General features: G+C 73.7%; 11 protein-coding genes and 1 tRNA gene. 5 read left to right on the top strand and 7 right to left on the bottom strand.

The window, feature by feature from the left end:
• Positions 1-141: 141 nt before the first annotated feature.
• Entirely contained in the window at positions 142-2,256 is a 2,115-nt protein-coding gene (gene uvrB, locus ACFQ8Y_RS11645; RefSeq protein WP_430552004.1) for an excinuclease ABC subunit UvrB, read from the bottom strand.
• A gap of 185 nt (positions 2,257-2,441) precedes the next feature.
• On the opposite strand from uvrB, the gene ACFQ8Y_RS11650 reads away from it, so the two are divergent.
• A complete protein-coding gene (locus ACFQ8Y_RS11650) occupies positions 2,442-3,935 on the top strand; it encodes a choice-of-anchor A family protein (protein ID WP_430585540.1) in 1,494 nt (497 codons plus the stop codon).
• A 194-nt stretch (positions 3,936-4,129) separates the two neighbouring features.
• Here ACFQ8Y_RS11650 and coaE read toward each other — a convergent pair whose 3' ends face one another.
• Positions 4,130-4,762 carry a dephospho-CoA kinase gene (gene coaE / locus ACFQ8Y_RS11655; RefSeq protein ID WP_430552006.1) on the bottom strand — a complete coding sequence of 211 codons (633 nt, stop codon included), beginning with the start codon at positions 4,760-4,762 and terminating at the stop codon, positions 4,130-4,132.
• A 78-nt stretch (positions 4,763-4,840) separates the two neighbouring features.
• Between coaE and ACFQ8Y_RS11660 the strand changes: the two genes are divergently transcribed.
• Entirely contained in the window at positions 4,841-6,724 is a 1,884-nt protein-coding gene (locus ACFQ8Y_RS11660; RefSeq protein WP_430585541.1) for an ABC transporter ATP-binding protein, read from the top strand.
• 101 nt (positions 6,725-6,825) lie between these two features.
• Here the strand turns inward: ACFQ8Y_RS11660 and rpsA are convergent, their stop codons facing one another.
• Entirely contained in the window at positions 6,826-8,319 is a 1,494-nt protein-coding gene (rpsA, locus tag ACFQ8Y_RS11665) for a 30S ribosomal protein S1 (protein WP_430585542.1), read from the bottom strand.
• A 207-nt stretch (positions 8,320-8,526) separates the two neighbouring features.
• Here rpsA and ACFQ8Y_RS11670 point away from each other — a divergent pair, with 207 nt between their 5' ends.
• A complete protein-coding gene (locus ACFQ8Y_RS11670) occupies positions 8,527-9,348 on the top strand; it encodes a class I SAM-dependent methyltransferase (RefSeq protein WP_430585543.1) in 822 nt (273 codons plus the stop codon).
• Positions 9,349-9,367: 19 nt separating this feature from the next.
• Here the strand turns inward: ACFQ8Y_RS11670 and ACFQ8Y_RS11675 are convergent, their stop codons facing one another.
• Together ACFQ8Y_RS11675 and polA are read right to left on the bottom strand one after the other, a co-directional pair.
• The gene (locus ACFQ8Y_RS11675) at positions 9,368-9,718 is read right to left on the bottom strand and encodes an SH3 domain-containing protein (RefSeq protein WP_430585544.1); all 351 of its coding nucleotides are present in this window, start codon (positions 9,716-9,718) and stop codon (positions 9,368-9,370) included.
• Positions 9,719-9,779: 61 nt separating this feature from the next.
• Positions 9,780-12,521, bottom strand: a complete 2,742-nt coding sequence (gene polA / locus ACFQ8Y_RS11680) for a DNA polymerase I (protein ID WP_430585545.1) — start codon at positions 12,519-12,521, stop codon at positions 9,780-9,782.
• Here polA and ACFQ8Y_RS11685 point away from each other — a divergent pair.
• Positions 12,520-12,954, top strand: coding sequence for a hotdog fold thioesterase (locus tag ACFQ8Y_RS11685; protein WP_430585546.1), 435 nt, complete (start codon positions 12,520-12,522; stop codon positions 12,952-12,954). The two genes, polA and ACFQ8Y_RS11685, sit on opposite strands and share 2 nt — an antisense overlap.
• A 73-nt stretch (positions 12,955-13,027) precedes the next feature.
• On the opposite strand, the gene ACFQ8Y_RS11690 is transcribed toward ACFQ8Y_RS11685, so the two are convergent.
• Positions 13,028-13,795 carry a GNAT family N-acetyltransferase gene (locus tag ACFQ8Y_RS11690; protein ID WP_430585547.1) on the bottom strand — a complete coding sequence of 256 codons (768 nt, stop codon included), beginning with the start codon at positions 13,793-13,795 and terminating at the stop codon, positions 13,028-13,030.
• A 223-nt stretch (positions 13,796-14,018) separates the two neighbouring features.
• A complete protein-coding gene (locus tag ACFQ8Y_RS11695) occupies positions 14,019-14,645 on the bottom strand; it encodes an ANTAR domain-containing response regulator (RefSeq protein WP_429729957.1) in 627 nt (208 codons plus the stop codon).
• A 184-nt stretch (positions 14,646-14,829) separates the two neighbouring features.
• Between ACFQ8Y_RS11695 and ACFQ8Y_RS11700 the strand changes: the two genes are divergently transcribed.
• Positions 14,830-14,903 (top strand) — tRNA-Leu (locus ACFQ8Y_RS11700).
• The last annotated feature ends 137 nt before the right edge of the window (positions 14,904-15,040 follow it).

A 15,040-nucleotide genomic window follows, 5' to 3' on the forward strand; every position in this document is an offset into this window, starting at 1 on the left:
GACCTCACCGTGGGCGGGGTACTCCCCTCCAACCCGCACACCTTACATGAGACCTCGGACCGGCCATCCGCGCATGTCACGACGCGATCGCCGCCTGCCGCGGTGGCCACGAACGTGCGCCGCGGCGCACGGCTCGCGCGCTCAGGCCGTCGCGGCCTGCATCTGCCGCAGCTCCTTCTTCAGCCCGCCGATCTCGTCGCGCAGGCGCGCCGCGACCTCGAACTGCAGCTCCGCGGCGGCGGCGTGCATCTGGTCGCTGAGCTCCTGGATCAGCTCCGCGAGCTCGCCCGCGGCGGCGCCGGCGAGCCTGTTGCCGGTGGTGGCGCCCTCCTTCGGCGAGCCCGGCACGGGCGCGCGGCCCTTGCCCTGCGCGGACGCCGGGGCCTTGCGGTACCCGCCCGACAGCAGCTCCTGCGTGTCGATGTCCTCGCGGGCGAGCATGTCGGTGACGTCCGCGATCTTCTTGCGCAGCGGCTGCGGGTCGATCCCGTGCTCCTCGTTGTACGCCACCTGCTTCGCACGTCGGCGGTCGGTCTCGTCGAGGGCGTACCGCATGGCCGGCGTGATCTTGTCCGCGTACATGTGCACCTGGCCGGTGACGTTGCGCGCCGCGCGACCGATCGTCTGGATGAGCGACCGCTCGGAGCGCAGGAAGCCCTCCTTGTCGGCGTCGAGGATCGCCACCAGGGACACCTCGGGCAGGTCCAGGCCCTCGCGCAGCAGGTTGATGCCGACCAGGACGTCGTACTCGCCCAGCCGGAGCTCGCGCAGCAGCTCGACACGACGCAGCGTGTCGACCTCCGAGTGCAGGTACCGCACGCGCACGTCCTTCTCGAGGAAGTAGTCCGTGAGGTCCTCGGCCATCTTCTTGGTGAGCGTCGTGACCAGCACGCGCTCGTCCTTCTCGACGCGCTCGCGGATCTCGTGCAGCAGGTCGTCGATCTGACCCGTGGTCGGCTTGACGACCACCTGCGGGTCCACCAGGCCGGTGGGCCGGATGACCTGCTCCACGACGCCGTCGGACATGGAGAGCTCGTAGTCGCCCGGGGTCGCGGACAGGTAGACCGTCTGCCCGATCCGCTCGACGAACTCCTCCCAGCGCAGCGGCCGGTTGTCCATCGCGCTCGGCAGGCGGAACCCGTGCTCCACGAGCGACCGCTTGCGCGACATGTCGCCCTCGAACATCGCGCCGATCTGAGGCACGGTCTGGTGCGACTCGTCGATGACGAGCAGGAAGTCCTCGGGGAAGTAGTCGAGCAGGGTGTTCGGGGGCGAGCCCTGCTCGCGGCCGTCGATGTGCCGCGAGTAGTTCTCGATGCCGCTGCACGTGCCGATCTGGCGCATCATCTCGATGTCGTACGTGGTGCGCATGCGCAGCCGCTGCGCCTCCAGCAGCTTGTTCTGCCGCTCGAGGTCCGCCAGGCGGTCGGCGAGCTCGGCCTCGATGCCGCCGATCGCCCGCTCCATCCGCTCCGGGCCCGCGACGTAGTGCGTGGCCGGGAAGAGGTAGACGCTCTGCTCGTTGCGGATCACCTCGCCCGTGAGCGGGTGCAGGGTCTGGATCGACTCGATCTCGTCGCCGAACATCTCGATGCGGACGGCGAGCTCCTCGTACACCGGGATGATCTCCACCGTGTCGCCGCGCACGCGGAACGTCCCGCGCGTGAACGCCAGGTCGTTGCGCGTGTACTGCATCTGCACGAAACGACGGAGCATGTCGTCCCGGTCGACCACGTCGCCGACGTCGAGCCGCACCATGCGGTCGACGTACTCCTGCGGGGTGCCGAGGCCGTAGATGCACGACACGGAAGCGACGACGATGACGTCGCGCCGGGTCAGCAGCGACGACGTCGCCGAGTGCCGCAGCCGCTCCACCTCGTCGTTGATCGACGAGTCCTTCTCGATGTAGGTGTCCGTCTGCGCGATGTACGCCTCGGGCTGGTAGTAGTCGTAGTACGACACGAAGTACTCGACGGCGTTGTTCGGCAGCAGCTCGCGGAACTCGGTGGCGAGCTGCGCGGCGAGCGTCTTGTTGGGCGCCATGACGAGCGTGGGCCGCTGCAGCTTCTCGATGAGCCACGCCGTCGTCGCGCTCTTGCCGGTGCCGGTCGCGCCGAGCAGGACGACGTCCTTCTCCCCCGCCTGCACACGGGACGCGAGGTCCGCGATGGCGGTGGGCTGGTCTCCCGAGGGCTCGTAGTCGGACACCACCTCGAAGGGGGCCACCGCACGCTGCAGGTCGGTCACGGGTCGCATGGCACCACCGTACGGCGCGCCCCCGACACCCACTGCCGCCCCGGGGAACGACCCGGACAGGGGGTGAATTTCCGACATTTATTTTGTAAGGAAAGAGTCGTAACCCTAGGGTGACGGCGAGCCCGTGCCCGGGCACCGCACGTCCGCCCGCGCCCTCGCGGCGCGCCCGAGTCCCGTGGAGACCTATGCCCGCCGTCGCCCCCCGTGTCCCCCGTGTCCCCCGTGTCCCCCGTGTCCCCCGTGTCGCCCTGCGTCGCCCGGTCGTCCTGGGTGCGTGCGCGGCGCTCGTCGCCGCGCCGGCCCTGGCCCCCGTCGCCGCCCTCGCGACCGACGGCGCGGCACCGGTCGCGTGGTGCGCCGACCTGGGGGCCGACCGTCCCGTCGGCGTCTACGACGAGGCCGTCGTCGTGGACGACGGGGTCGGCATCTACGTCGGCGGCGACCTCGCCGTCTCCCGCGCCAAGGAGCTCGAGGGCAGGGTCGTCGTCGCGGGAGACGCCGACCTCGCACGCGACGGCGGCCCCGACTCCCTCAACGTCGGCACGGCCGGGGGCGGCGGCTCCGCGATCGCGCCCGCGGGCGGCCGCGACCACCTCGTGGTGGGCGGTGACCTGGCGGCCGGACCGCGCCTCCAGGTCGGCTTCAACACTCCCGGCGGCGGCAACGTCGTGGTCGGCGGACGGATCGTCGGCGACGTGAGCACGGAGTCCTTCGTCGACCGCGCCCGGGGCAGCGTCCGCGCGGAGGTCGGACGCGAGGCCGCGCTCGCCGCCTACTCCGGCTACCCGGCCCTGGCGCGCGCCCTGTCCGACCAGGCCGAGGCGTCGGCGACCGACGTCGATCCCGAGAGCGGGGTGCTGACCCTGCGGGCCCCCGGTTCCTACCGGATCACCGCCGCCGAGGCGCGCGACCTCCAGGTCCTCAGGATCGACGGGAGGGAGCCCGTCACGATCACGGTCTCGGGGGCAGCCGTGTCGATGACGCTCGACCACGTCGAGGTCGCCGGCGACCGGGTCTACCAGGCCACCCAGTTCCTCGGCAGGTCCCTCCTGTGGTCCTTCCCCGACGCCGCCTCCGTCGACCTCGGCACGAACGGCCAGCTCCCGGGCAGCCTCGTCGTCCCCGGCACGGACAGCACCCTCACCGTCGCGACGAGCACGAACGGCCGGGTCCTCGCCGCGGGCGACGTCTCCTACACGGGCGGACACGGCATCGAACACCACAACTACCCGTGGACCGGGGAGTGCGTCGACCTCCCCGCGGTCACCCCGCCGGGCGGCGCCACCGACGAGGGCGACGGCGACGACGGCGGGGACGGGTCGCAGACCCCGGCGCCGACCACGGAGCCGTCCCCCACGACCACCGAGGACGCCACCCCCGGCCCGTCCGCGACGTCACCGGCCTCGGAGGCGGACGGCGAGAGCCCCGCGGACGGCGCGGCTCCCGTCGGCGGGAGCGACGAGGGCACGACGCTCCCGGACGACGACCTCGCCGCCGCGGCGGCCGTGGCCGGCGCGGAGCCCACGCCGCCGTCCTCCGACCGACCGGCCGAGGACGCGCTGCCCCGCACCGGCGCGCAGGTCGGCCTCGTCGCCGCCGCGGCCGCGGCCCTGCTCGGTGCGGGCGCGCTCCTCGTCGCGCTGCGTCGTCGGACGACCCGAGGCACGTCCCGCGGCTGAGCCGTCGCCCGGGCAGACGGCGGCGGCCGACGCCCGCCGCGCTCCGGGTGGCCACCGGCGCGCCGGCCGTGATCGCCGCCCCGCCGGGGTCGCGGCCGACCCGACGACGAGGGCGCCCGACCGGCTCCCTCCGGTCGGGCGCCCTCGTGGTGTCGTCGTGCCGTCGCCGGCCGCCCGGGCGTGCGTCGGCGGCGTCAGGCCGACGACGCGGCGTCGGACTCCTCGTCCACCTCCGCGCGCAGCCGCTGCCAGAGCGCGTCGACCTGCTCGCGCAGCCCGTCCTCCGTGCCGGAACCGTCCAGCACCACGTCAGCGACGGCGGTCCGCTCCTCGTCCGTCGCCTGCGCCCCGACGCGGGCCCGCGCCGCACCGTCGTCGAGGCCGCGTCCGTCGACGAGGCGCGCGACCCGCTGCTCCGCGGGGGCGTGCACGACCACGAGCAGGTGGAAATGATCGGCCTGGCCGGTCTCGACCAGCAGCGGGATGTCGTGGACCACGACGGCCCGGTCGTCCGCGGCCCCGGCGAGCGCCTCCCGCTCGGCCGCCAGGCGGCGGATCTCCGGGTGCAGGATGCCCTCGAGCCGTGCCCGGGAGGCCGTGTCGTCGAAGACGAGCCGCCCCAGCGCCGGGCGGTCGAGGGAGCCGTCCGGGGCGAGGACGCCCTCGCCGAAGGCCGCGACGACCTCCTCGAGCCCCACCGTGCCGGGCTCCACCACCTCCCGGGCGAGGACGTCGTGGTCGATCACGACGGCGCCCAGCTCGGCGAGGCGGCGCGCGACGACGGACTTGCCTGCGGCGATGCCGCCCGTGAGGCCGATGCGAAGCATGGGCCCATCCTGCCCCCGGCGTAGGCTTCCCGCCATGAGCGCCCAGCGGCACCGGGCCGGGGCGGGCCGGGAGGTGCCATGGCGGGCGGACCGATGATGCGGTCGTACCTGAACGACGCGACCGTGAAGGACCGCCGGCTCGCGGGCCCGACGCTCCGCCGCATCCTCGGCTTCGCCCGCCCGTACCGGGCACAGCTCGCGGCGTTCGTCGGGCTGCTGGTGCTCAGCGCGGCCGCCGGCGCCGTCACGCCGCTGCTGTTCCGCCGCCTCATCGACGACGGCATCGGGACCGGCGACCGCGGGCTCGTGCTGGCGATGGCCGCCGCGGCGGCGGGGATCGCGCTCGTCACGGCCGCCCTGGCGGTGGCGGAGCGCTGGCTGTCGTCGCGGGTGGGCGAGGGACTGATCCTCGACCTGCGGTCCGCCGTCTTCGACCACGTCCAGGCGATGCCCCTCGCCTTCTTCGCCCGGGCGCGGACCGGCGCTCTCGTGCAGCGGCTCAACGGTGACGTGCTCGGCGCGCAGCAGGCGTTCACGTCCACGCTCCAGACCGTCGTCTCCAACGGGCTGACGATCGCGTTCACCCTCGCCGCGATGCTCGCGATGTCGTGGCAGCTCACCCTGGTGTCCCTGGTGCTCGTCCCGGCGTTCGTGCTGCCCGCCCGCTGGTTCGGGCGCCGCCTCGCCGGGCTGGCGCGCACCGGGTACGACCTCAACGCGGACGCCGGGCAGATGATGAACGAACGGTTCAACGTCGCGGGCGCCCACCTGGTCAAGGTGTTCGGCGACCCGGAGGCGGAGAGCGCGCGGTACGCGGCCCAGGTGCGCCGGCTGCGGGACCTCGGCGTCCGCACCGCGCTGCTCGGCACCTGGTTCCGCGTCGGGCTGACGACGCTCGCGTCCCTGGCGATCGCCGCCGTCTACGGTCTGGGCGGGCTGCAGTCGATCGCCGGCAAGCTCACCGTCGGCACCGTCGTCGCGCTGACCGCCTACCTCGGTCGCCTCTACGGGCCGCTCACCGCGATGTCGAACGTCCAGGTCGACGTCATGACCGCCCTGGTCAGCTTCGAGCGCGTGCTCGAGGTGCTCGACCTCGCGCCTGCTCTCGCCGAGAAGCCCGGCGCCGCCGACCTGAGGGCGGCCGTGGCCGCCCGGGGCGCCTCCGTCGAGCTGGACCACGTGACCTTCCGGTACCCGAGGGCCGACGAGGTCTCCCTCGCCTCCCTCGAGTCGGTCGCGACGCTGCGCTCCGACCCCACCGAGGACACGCTGCGCGACGTGTCGTTCTCCGTGCCCGCCGGCGCGATGGTCGCGCTGGTCGGGCCCTCCGGGGCCGGCAAGACGACCGTCTCCCAGCTCGTCTCGCGCCTGTACGACCCCACCTCCGGTGCCGTGCGCATCGCCGGCGCGGACCTCCGGGACGTCACCGCCGCGTCGCTGCGGGGCACGGTCGGCGTGGTCGCCCAGGAGGCGCACCTCTTCCACGACACCGTGGCGGCCAACCTCCGCTTCGCCCGGCCCGACGCGACCGACGAGGACCTCGAGCGGGCGTTGCGCCAGGCGCGCATCTGGGACCTGGTCGGCCGGCTGCCCGAGGGCGTCGACACCGTGGTCGGCGACCGCGGCTACCGCCTGTCCGGCGGCGAACGGCAGCGGCTCGCGATCGCGCGGCTGCTGCTCAAGGCGCCGGACGTCGTCGTGCTCGACGAGGCGACCGCCCACCTGGACTCGGAGTCCGAGGCCGCCGTGCAGGCGGCGCTCGACCAGGCGCTGGCGGGCCGCACGTCCCTCGTCATCGCGCACCGGCTGTCGACCGTCCGGGCGGCGGACGCGATCGTCGTCCTCGCCGAAGGCCGCGTGGTGGAGACCGGCACGCACGCCGAGCTGCTCGCCGCGGGCGGCCTGTACGCCGAGCTCCACGCGACGCAGTTCGCGGGCGCTGCGGCGAGCACGAACGAGTAACGACCGGCCGGGCGCACGACGGCGGCCCGCCACCCCGAGGGGTGACGGGCCGCCGTGGGCTACCGGTGGGTCGCGGACGACCCGACGGTGTCAGTCGCCGATCAGTTGCCCGTGAGCTTCTCGCGGAGCGCGGCGAGCGCCTCGTCCGAGGCGAGCGTGCCCGCGGCCTCCTGCGCCGGCGGGGCCGACGAGTAGGAGGAGGACGAGGACGACGACGAGCTGCTGGAGCTGCCGCCGGGGACCGCGTCGTTCACGGCCGCGTCGGCGTCCGCCGCGATGGCCGCACGGACCTGCTCGCGGTGGGACTCCCAGCGGGCGTGCGCCTTGGCGTACTCCGCCTCCCAGGCCTCGCGCTGCGTCTCGAAGCCCTCGAGCCACTCGTTGGTCTCCGGGTCGAAGCCCTCGGGGTACTTGTACTCGCCGTTCTCGTCGTACTCGGCAGCCATGCCGTAGAGCGCGGGGTCGAAGTCCTCGGACTCCGGGTCCATGCCCTCGTTGGCCTGCTTGAGCGACAGCGAGATGCGGCGACGCTCGAGGTCGATGTCGATGACCTTGACGAACACCTCGGCACCGACGCTGACGACCTGCTCGGGCAGCTCGACGTGGCGGACGGCCAGCTCGGAGATGTGCACCAGGCCCTCGATGCCGTCCTCGACGCGGACGAACGCACCGAACGGCACGAGCTTCGTGACCTTGCCGGGCACGACCTGGCCGATGGCGTGCGTGCGGGCGAAGGTCTGCCACGGGTCCTCCTGCGTCGCCTTCAGCGACAGGGAGACGCGCTCGCGGTCGTGGTCGACGTCGAGCACCTCGACGGTGACCTCCTGGCCCACCTCGACGACCTCGGACGGGTGGTCGATGTGCTTCCAGGACAGCTCCGAGACGTGCACCAGACCGTCGACGCCGCCGAGGTCCACGAACGCACCGAAGTTGACGATCGAGGAGACGACACCGGGGCGCACCTGGCCCTTCTGCAGCGTCTGCAGGAAGGTGGAGCGGACCTCGGACTGCGTCTGCTCGAGCCAGGCACGGCGCGACAGGACCACGTTGTTGCGGTTCTTGTCGAGCTCGATGATCTTGGCCTCGATCTCCTTGCCGACGTACGGCGCGAGGTCGCGGACGCGACGCATCTCCACGAGGGAGGCGGGGAGGAAGCCACGAAGACCGATGTCGAGGATGAGGCCACCCTTGACGACCTCGATGACGGTGCCGGTGACGACGCCGTCCTCCTCCTTGATCTTCTCGATCGTGCCCCAGGCGCGCTCGTACTGGGCGCGCTTCTTCGACAGGATCAGGCGACCCTCCTTGTCCTCCTTCTGGAGGACGAGAGCCTCGACGGCGTCGCCCACGGCGACGACCTCGCCCGGGTCCACGTCGTGCTTGATGGAGAGCTCCCGGGACGGGATCACACCCTCCGTCTTGTAACCGATGTCGAGGAGGACCTCGTCGCGGTCGACCTTGACGATCGTGCCTTCCACGATGTCACCATCGTTGAAGTACTTGATGGTGGCGTCGACGGCGGCAAGGAAGTCCTCCTCGGTGCCGATGTCGTTGACGGCAACCTGCGGGGCGGACTTCGTGGTGGAGATGGTCATTGAGTAGATGCTCCGATGCGGACAGGACGTAGTGCGGACAGGGTCTGTGGCGAGGGCACCGGGTTGTCGACGTGACGATCGATCCGCCGCAACGTCGTGACGACGGCGATTCGAGCTCAAGGACGGCCCCGGGCGCACTGCACCGCGGACAATCTTATCGATGGCCAGGCGAGGGGTCAACGCGGGGCCCCGTGCCACGATGGCCGGGTGAGCGACCATCCTCCCGCGCCCCGTCCCGTCACGCACGCGGGGTACGACGACGTCCCCGACGACGCCGGCAACGCGGCCGCGCGCGGCTGGTGGGACGAGAACGCCGACGACTACCTCGCCGACCACGGGTCGTTCCTCGGCGACGCGGGCTTCCGCTGGGGCCCGGAGGGCCTCACCGAGGCGGAGGCCGGCCTGCTCGGCGACGTCGCCGGGGCACGTGTCGTCGAGATCGGCGCCGGTGCGGCGCACTGCTCGCGCTGGCTGGTCGGCCGCGGCGCCCGGGTGGTGGCCACCGACGTCTCCGCACGGATGCTCTCCGGCGCGGCACGCCTCAACGCGGCGACGGGCACACCGGTGCCGCTGGTGCAGGCCGACGCCCGGTCGCTCCCGTTCGCCCCCGCCAGCGTCGACATCGTGTTCACCTCGTACGGGGCGATCCCCTTCGTGGCGGACGCGCCGCGGGTGCACGCCGAGGCCGCCCGCGTGCTGCGGCCCGGCGGCCGGTGGGTGTTCTCCGTGACGCACCCCGTCCGCTGGGCGTTCCCCGACGACCCCACCGCCCGGGGACTCACCGTGCACCGCTCGTACTTCGACCGGCGTCCCTACGTCGAGACCGACGACCTCGGCGACGTGCGCTACGCCGAGTACCACCGCACCGTCGGCGACCACGTGCGCGACGTCGCCGCCGCCGGCCTGCGCCTGCGCGACGTCGTCGAACCCGAGTGGCCGGACTGGAACGACGCCACCTGGGGCGGCTGGAGCCCGGAGCGCGGCGCCGTCCTGCCCGGCACCGCGATCTTCGTCACGACCAAGGACTGACCCGAAGGGCCCGACCGGCTCAGGCGGGCCCGAGCACCCGGTGCGGCACCCAGCCGGCGCGGCCGTCCCGCGCGACGCACCAGCTCCACCCGGACTCGGCGTCGTCGGCGGTGACCTCGACCCGCTCGCCCGCGGTCACCGCCAGCTCCTGCGTGTCGTAGGCCGTGCGGACCACCGCGACAGGACGGGCGTCGTCCAGGTGCCGCGCGGGCACCCACCCGCTGCCCCCGTCGTCGGTCGTGACGAACACGAACGCGGGCCAGGTGTCGTCGCGGTCCCCGACCCGCACCACGGTGCCCGGCGCGACGCGCAGCGCCGCGCGCGTCGGGATCTCGTGGTCGGCGACCGCGCGGGCCGGACCGAGGTCCATCGTGCTCCCCTCCCCGTCGTGGCCGGCGTCCTGTCGCGTCCGCCGGCCGGGCCGTCAGCCGTCAGTGCCCGGCGTCGTGCCAGGTCGCCCCCGCGCCGACGGAGACGTCCAGCGGCACGTCCAGCTCCACCGCGGAGCCCATCTGCGACCGCAGCACGTCCTCCGCCGCCTCGCGCTCCCCCGGCGCCACCTCGACCACGAGCTCGTCGTGCACCTGGAGCAGCAGCCGCGACGCGAGCCCGCGCTCGTCGAGCTCGCGCTGCACGCCGAGCATCGCGACCTTGATGATGTCGGCCGCGCTGCCCTGGATGGGCGCGTTGAGCGCCATGCGCTCCGCCATCTGCCGCCGCTGCCGGTTGTCGCTCGTGAGGTCCGGCAGGTAGCGGCGACGTCCCAGGATCGTCGCGGTGTACCCCGTGGCCCGCGCTTCCTCGACCACCCCGGTGAGGTAGTCGCGCACCCCGCCGAAGCGGGTGAAGTAGTCGTCCATCAGCGACTGCGCCTCGCCGGTCGGGATGGTGAGCTGCTGCGACAGCCCGAAGGCGCTCAGCCCGTACGCGAGCCCGTAGCTCATCGCCTTGATCTTCGAGCGCATCTCGGGCGTGACGTCCGCGGGAGCCACCTCGAACACGCGGGAGCCCACGTAGCGGTGCAGGTCCTCGCCGGACCGGAAGGCCTCGATCAGCCCCTCGTCGCCGGACAGGTGCGCCATGATCCGCATCTCGATCTGGCTGTAGTCCGCCGTGAGCAGCGTCTCGTAGCCCTCACCGACCCGGAAGGCGCGGCGGATGCGCCGCCCCTCCTCCGTGCGGATCGGGATGTTCTGCAGGTTCGGGTCCGTGGAGCTCAGGCGGCCCGTCGCCGCGATCGTCTGCTGGAACGTGGTGTGGATCCGCCCGTCGGGCGCCACGGACTTGAGCAGCCCCTCGACCGTCGAGCGCAGCCGGGTCGCGTCGCGGTGCGCCAGCAGGTGCTCGAGGAAGGGGTGCTCGGTCTTGACGTAGAGGTCCTGCAGGGAGGCCGCGTCGGTGGTGTAGCCCGTCTTGATCTTCTTGGTCTTGGGCATGCCGAGCTGGTCGAACAGCACCTCCTGCAGCTGCTTCGGGCTGCCGAGGTTCACCTGCCGGCCGATCACGTCGTACGCGTCGGCGGCCGCGTCGGCCACCATCGAGGCGAACTGCTTCTCGAGCTCCGTGAGGTACTCGACGTCCGCCGCGATGCCCGTAGCCTCCATCCGGCCCAGCACCTGCGTGAGCGGCAGCTCCAGGTCCGTGAGCAGCCCCGCGGCTCCCCGGTCCGCGAGCTGCCCGGACAGGGCCTGCGCCAGGTCGACCACGGCCGCCGCGCGCACGGCCGCCTGCCGCGCCCGAGGGTCATCGTCACCACCGTCGAGAGCGAGGTCCAGGGCGCCCTGTCCGGCGGCGTCGGGCGCCTCCCCCGCGGACAGCTCGCGCCCGAGCAGGCGCACCGTGAGGTCGGCGAGGTCGTAGCCACGCTGGTCGGGGTAGCAGAGGTATGCCGCGAGCTCGGTGTCGAAGGACACGCCGCGCAGGTCCAGACCGCGCCCGGCGAGCTCGTGCCAGGCGGCCTTGGCGCCGTGCACGGCCTTCGGCGCCGCGGGGTCGGCGAGCCAGGTCGCGAGCGCGCTCTCGTCCTCCGGCGTCGCGTCCGCCAGGTCGACGACGGCGGCAGCGGTCTCGCCGTCGTGGTCGTCGGCGAGCGCGACGTCCCACGCGTCACCGGCACCCGGCGTCGGCGTCCCCGTGACCTCGAGCCCGAGGGCGCGACCGGAGCGCGCCGCCAGCCAGGCACCCAGCCCGCCCGGCTCGAGCTCCGCGAGCGCGACCTGCACGCCCGCCACCTCGGCCGCCTCGACCGGCTCCGCGGACGGGTCCGCCGCGAGCAGGCGGTCGCGCAGCGCGCCGAACTGCAGGGTGTCGGACACCCGGTGCACGGCCTCCCGGTCGAACCCGTCGAGCCCCAGCCGGTCCACCGACAGGGGCAGCTCGACGTCGTCCAGCAGCCGGTTGAGCTCACGGTTGAGGCGCACCTGCTCGACCGCCTCCCGCAGGTTGCCCGCGGCCTTGCCCTTGAGCTCGTCGACGTGCTCCAGCAGCGGCTCGAGGCCGCCGTACGTGGTGACCCACTTGGCCGCCGTCTTGGGGCCGACGCCGGGCACGCCGGGCAGGTTGTCGCTCGACTCCCCCACGAGGGCCGCCAGGTCGGGGTACTGCTGCGGGGGCACGCCGTACTTCTCGGCGACGGCCTCCGGCGTCATGCGCGCGAGCTCCGACACGCCGCGCTTCGGGTACAGCACGGTGACGTCCTCGGTGACGAGCTGCAGCGAGTCCCGGTCACCGGAGCAGACCAGGACGTCGAAGCCCGCCTCGCGCCCCTCGCGGGCGAGCGTGGCGAGGATGTCGTCGGCCTCGATGCCCTCGCGCTGCAGCGCGGGGATGCGCAGCGCCTCGAGGACCTCCTTGATGAGCGGCACCTGCCCGCGGAACACCTCGGGGGTCGCGTCACGGTTGCCCTTGTACTCGGGGAACCGCTCGGTGCGGAACGTCACCCGCCCGGCGTCGAACGCGACGGCCGCGTGCGTCGGCTGCTCGTCGCGCAGCAGGTTCGTCAGCATCGAGGTGAACCCGTAGACGGCGTTCGTCACCTGGCCGCTGGAGGTCACCAGCGTGTCCGGCAGCGCGAAGAACGCTCGGTACGCCATGGAGTGGCCGTCGATCAGCAGGAGGCGTGGGCGGGTCCCGGTTCGCGCGGAGGTCGTCACGGGTGCCAACCTATCGCCCATGTCTGACACCACCGCCGACGCGCCCCGGTTCCCCCGCACCCTCGAGGAGTGGACCGCCGCCGCGCAGGGCACGCTCATCGAGCGACTCGGGATCCGGCTCACGGAGGTGGGGGCCGAACGCACGGGCGGCACCATGCCGGTGGCCGGAAACACCCAGCCGGCCGGGCTGCTGCACGGCGGCGCGACGGCGTCGCTCGCGGAGACCCTCGCCTCCGTCGCCGCGCAGCAGCACGCGGGGCCGGGGCGTGCCGCGGTGGGCCTGGAGCTCAACGCGACGCACCACCGCGGCGCGCGGTCCGGACGCGTGCACGGGGTCGCCACCGCCCTGCACCTGGGGCGGTCGACCGCCGCCTACGAGATCGTCGTCACCGACGACGACGGCCGTCGGGTGTGCACCGCGCGACTCACCTGCATGATCCTCGACGCCCGCTGAGGTCCCGGCCGGGGTGCCGGGGGACGCGGCGCGGGCCGCGGGACCACGGAGGGCTCCGCTCGAGGCGGACGGCTCAGGACGGGACGGACTCGCTCGCCGGGTCGCGACGGGTCGCGACCCCGAGCGAGGTCACGCCGTCCGGGCCCTCCGGGCCCTCGCCGCGGTCGGCCGCCCGGTCGGCGGCCTCGCGCAGCGCGGCGTCGCGCTCGGCCTGGAAGGCCCGCAGGTCGACCGGGCCCGTGGGCAGGCCCGCGGCCCGGGCGCGGCGACGGCGGGCGACGAGGTCCTCGATCGCCGCGCGGGTCGCCTCCCGACGCCCCGCGCGGGCCGCCGTCCGTGTCCCGCGGGGGTTCTCCTGGACCAGGCGGCGCTGCAGCGTCGCCGTGGCGACGACGCGGTGCCCCGACGTGGGGGCGAAGCCCAACCGGGCGAGGAAGCGGTGCATGCCGCGGGCACCCGGGGCCGGCGCGCAGTAGACGTTCTCGGCGCCGCACTCCCCCGCCACGGCGGCGGCGGCCGCGAGGAGCGCGTGGCCGACACCGCGGCGCCGGGCCGACGGGCTGACGAAGACGGCGTCGACGTACAGGCTCGTGGTCGTCGCGAACAGCAACGGGTCGATGACGCGCAGCACGGCGAACCCGCAGATCTCGCCCTCGTGGCTCGCGACGAGGACCTGCCCGCCCGCGCCCAGCAGCACGCTCAGGTGCTCCAGGAGGCGGGAGGCGTCCGAGGGGGTTCCCTGCGCGGCCGACGGCGACTCCTCGACGGCACGCTCCGCCAGGCGCGCGACATCGACCATGTCGTCCTGCTCGACCGGCCGGACCTCGACCGCTGCACGCATCGGCACCTCCTCGACGAATGACCGTCCCCGCGCGGTGCGGTGGGAGCCTTCCCACCCGTCTTCGGGGGCCCGCCCCGGCAGCCCCGGGGTCACGGTCGTTGAAGCATGAATATCACAGATTGGTCACGACACCCAGGCGACGATAGCGACCCTGTCGCCCTCGCACAATGGGCAGTGGCCCGGTCGCAGGACTCCTCCTGCGACCGGGCCACCGTGGTGCGGATCAGGCTCCGCCGACCTGCTCGATGACGGCGTCCGCGACCTCGCGCATCGTGAGGCGGCGGTCCATCGACGTCTTCTGGATCCAGCGGAAGGACTCCGGCTCGCTCAGGCCCATCTTGGTCATCAGGAGGCCCTTCGCGCGGTCCACGCGCTTGCGGGTCTCGAACCGCTCGGTGAGGTCCGCGACCTCGGCCTCGAGCGCCCCGATCTGCTGGTAGCGGGAGATCGCGATCTCCACCGCCGGGAGCAGGTCCGCAGGCGTGAAGGGCTTGACGACGTAGGCCATCGCGCCGGCGTCACGCGCCCGCTCGACGAGCTCGGTCTGGGAGAAGGCGGTGAGCAGGACGACGGGCGCGGCGTGCGCCTTGCCGATCCGCTCGGCCGCCGAGATGCCGTCCAGCTCGGGCATCTTGACGTCCATCACGACGACGTCGGGCTTGAGCTCGGTGGCGAGCCGCACCGCGGTCTCACCGTCGCCCGCCTCGCCGACGACGTCGAACCCCGCCTCGCGGAGCGTCTCGACGACATCCATCCGGATGAGCGCCTCGTCCTCGACGACGACCGCGCGACGCGCGGGTCGCTCCGGCGTCTTCGGGGCCTCGGGCTCCTGGTCGATCAGGGGCGGCAGGTCGAGCGGCACCGTCGCCTCGGGCTTCGCGTCGTGGGGCTTCTCGTCGGTCACCCGTCCATCCTAGTGGCCGCGAGGGGGCGCCGCGTCCCGTGCCGGGTGTGACGAGGGCGACGGCCTGCCCGCCGACCAGCGGTCGGACGGTTCGGCCACCGCCTCGAGCGCGTGGTTGGATGGGCGGCGCGCCCCGGTAGCCCAACCGGCAGAGGCAATCGGCTCAAACCCGATCCAGTGTGGGTTCGAATCCCACCCGGGGCACCCCGCAGCCGCACGACGACGGCCCGTGCCCCACGGCGAGAAGCCGGGGGGGCCGGGGCGGCGGGGGGGGGGGCAGGGGGGGGGCCGCCCGGGGGGGGGGGGGGGGGGCCGCGGCGGGGGCCGTTGGCACGGCCGCC

The sequence above is a fragment of the Isoptericola sp. NPDC056605 genome (assembly GCF_042792795.1).
Classification (GTDB): domain Bacteria; phylum Actinomycetota; class Actinomycetes; order Actinomycetales; family Cellulomonadaceae; genus Isoptericola.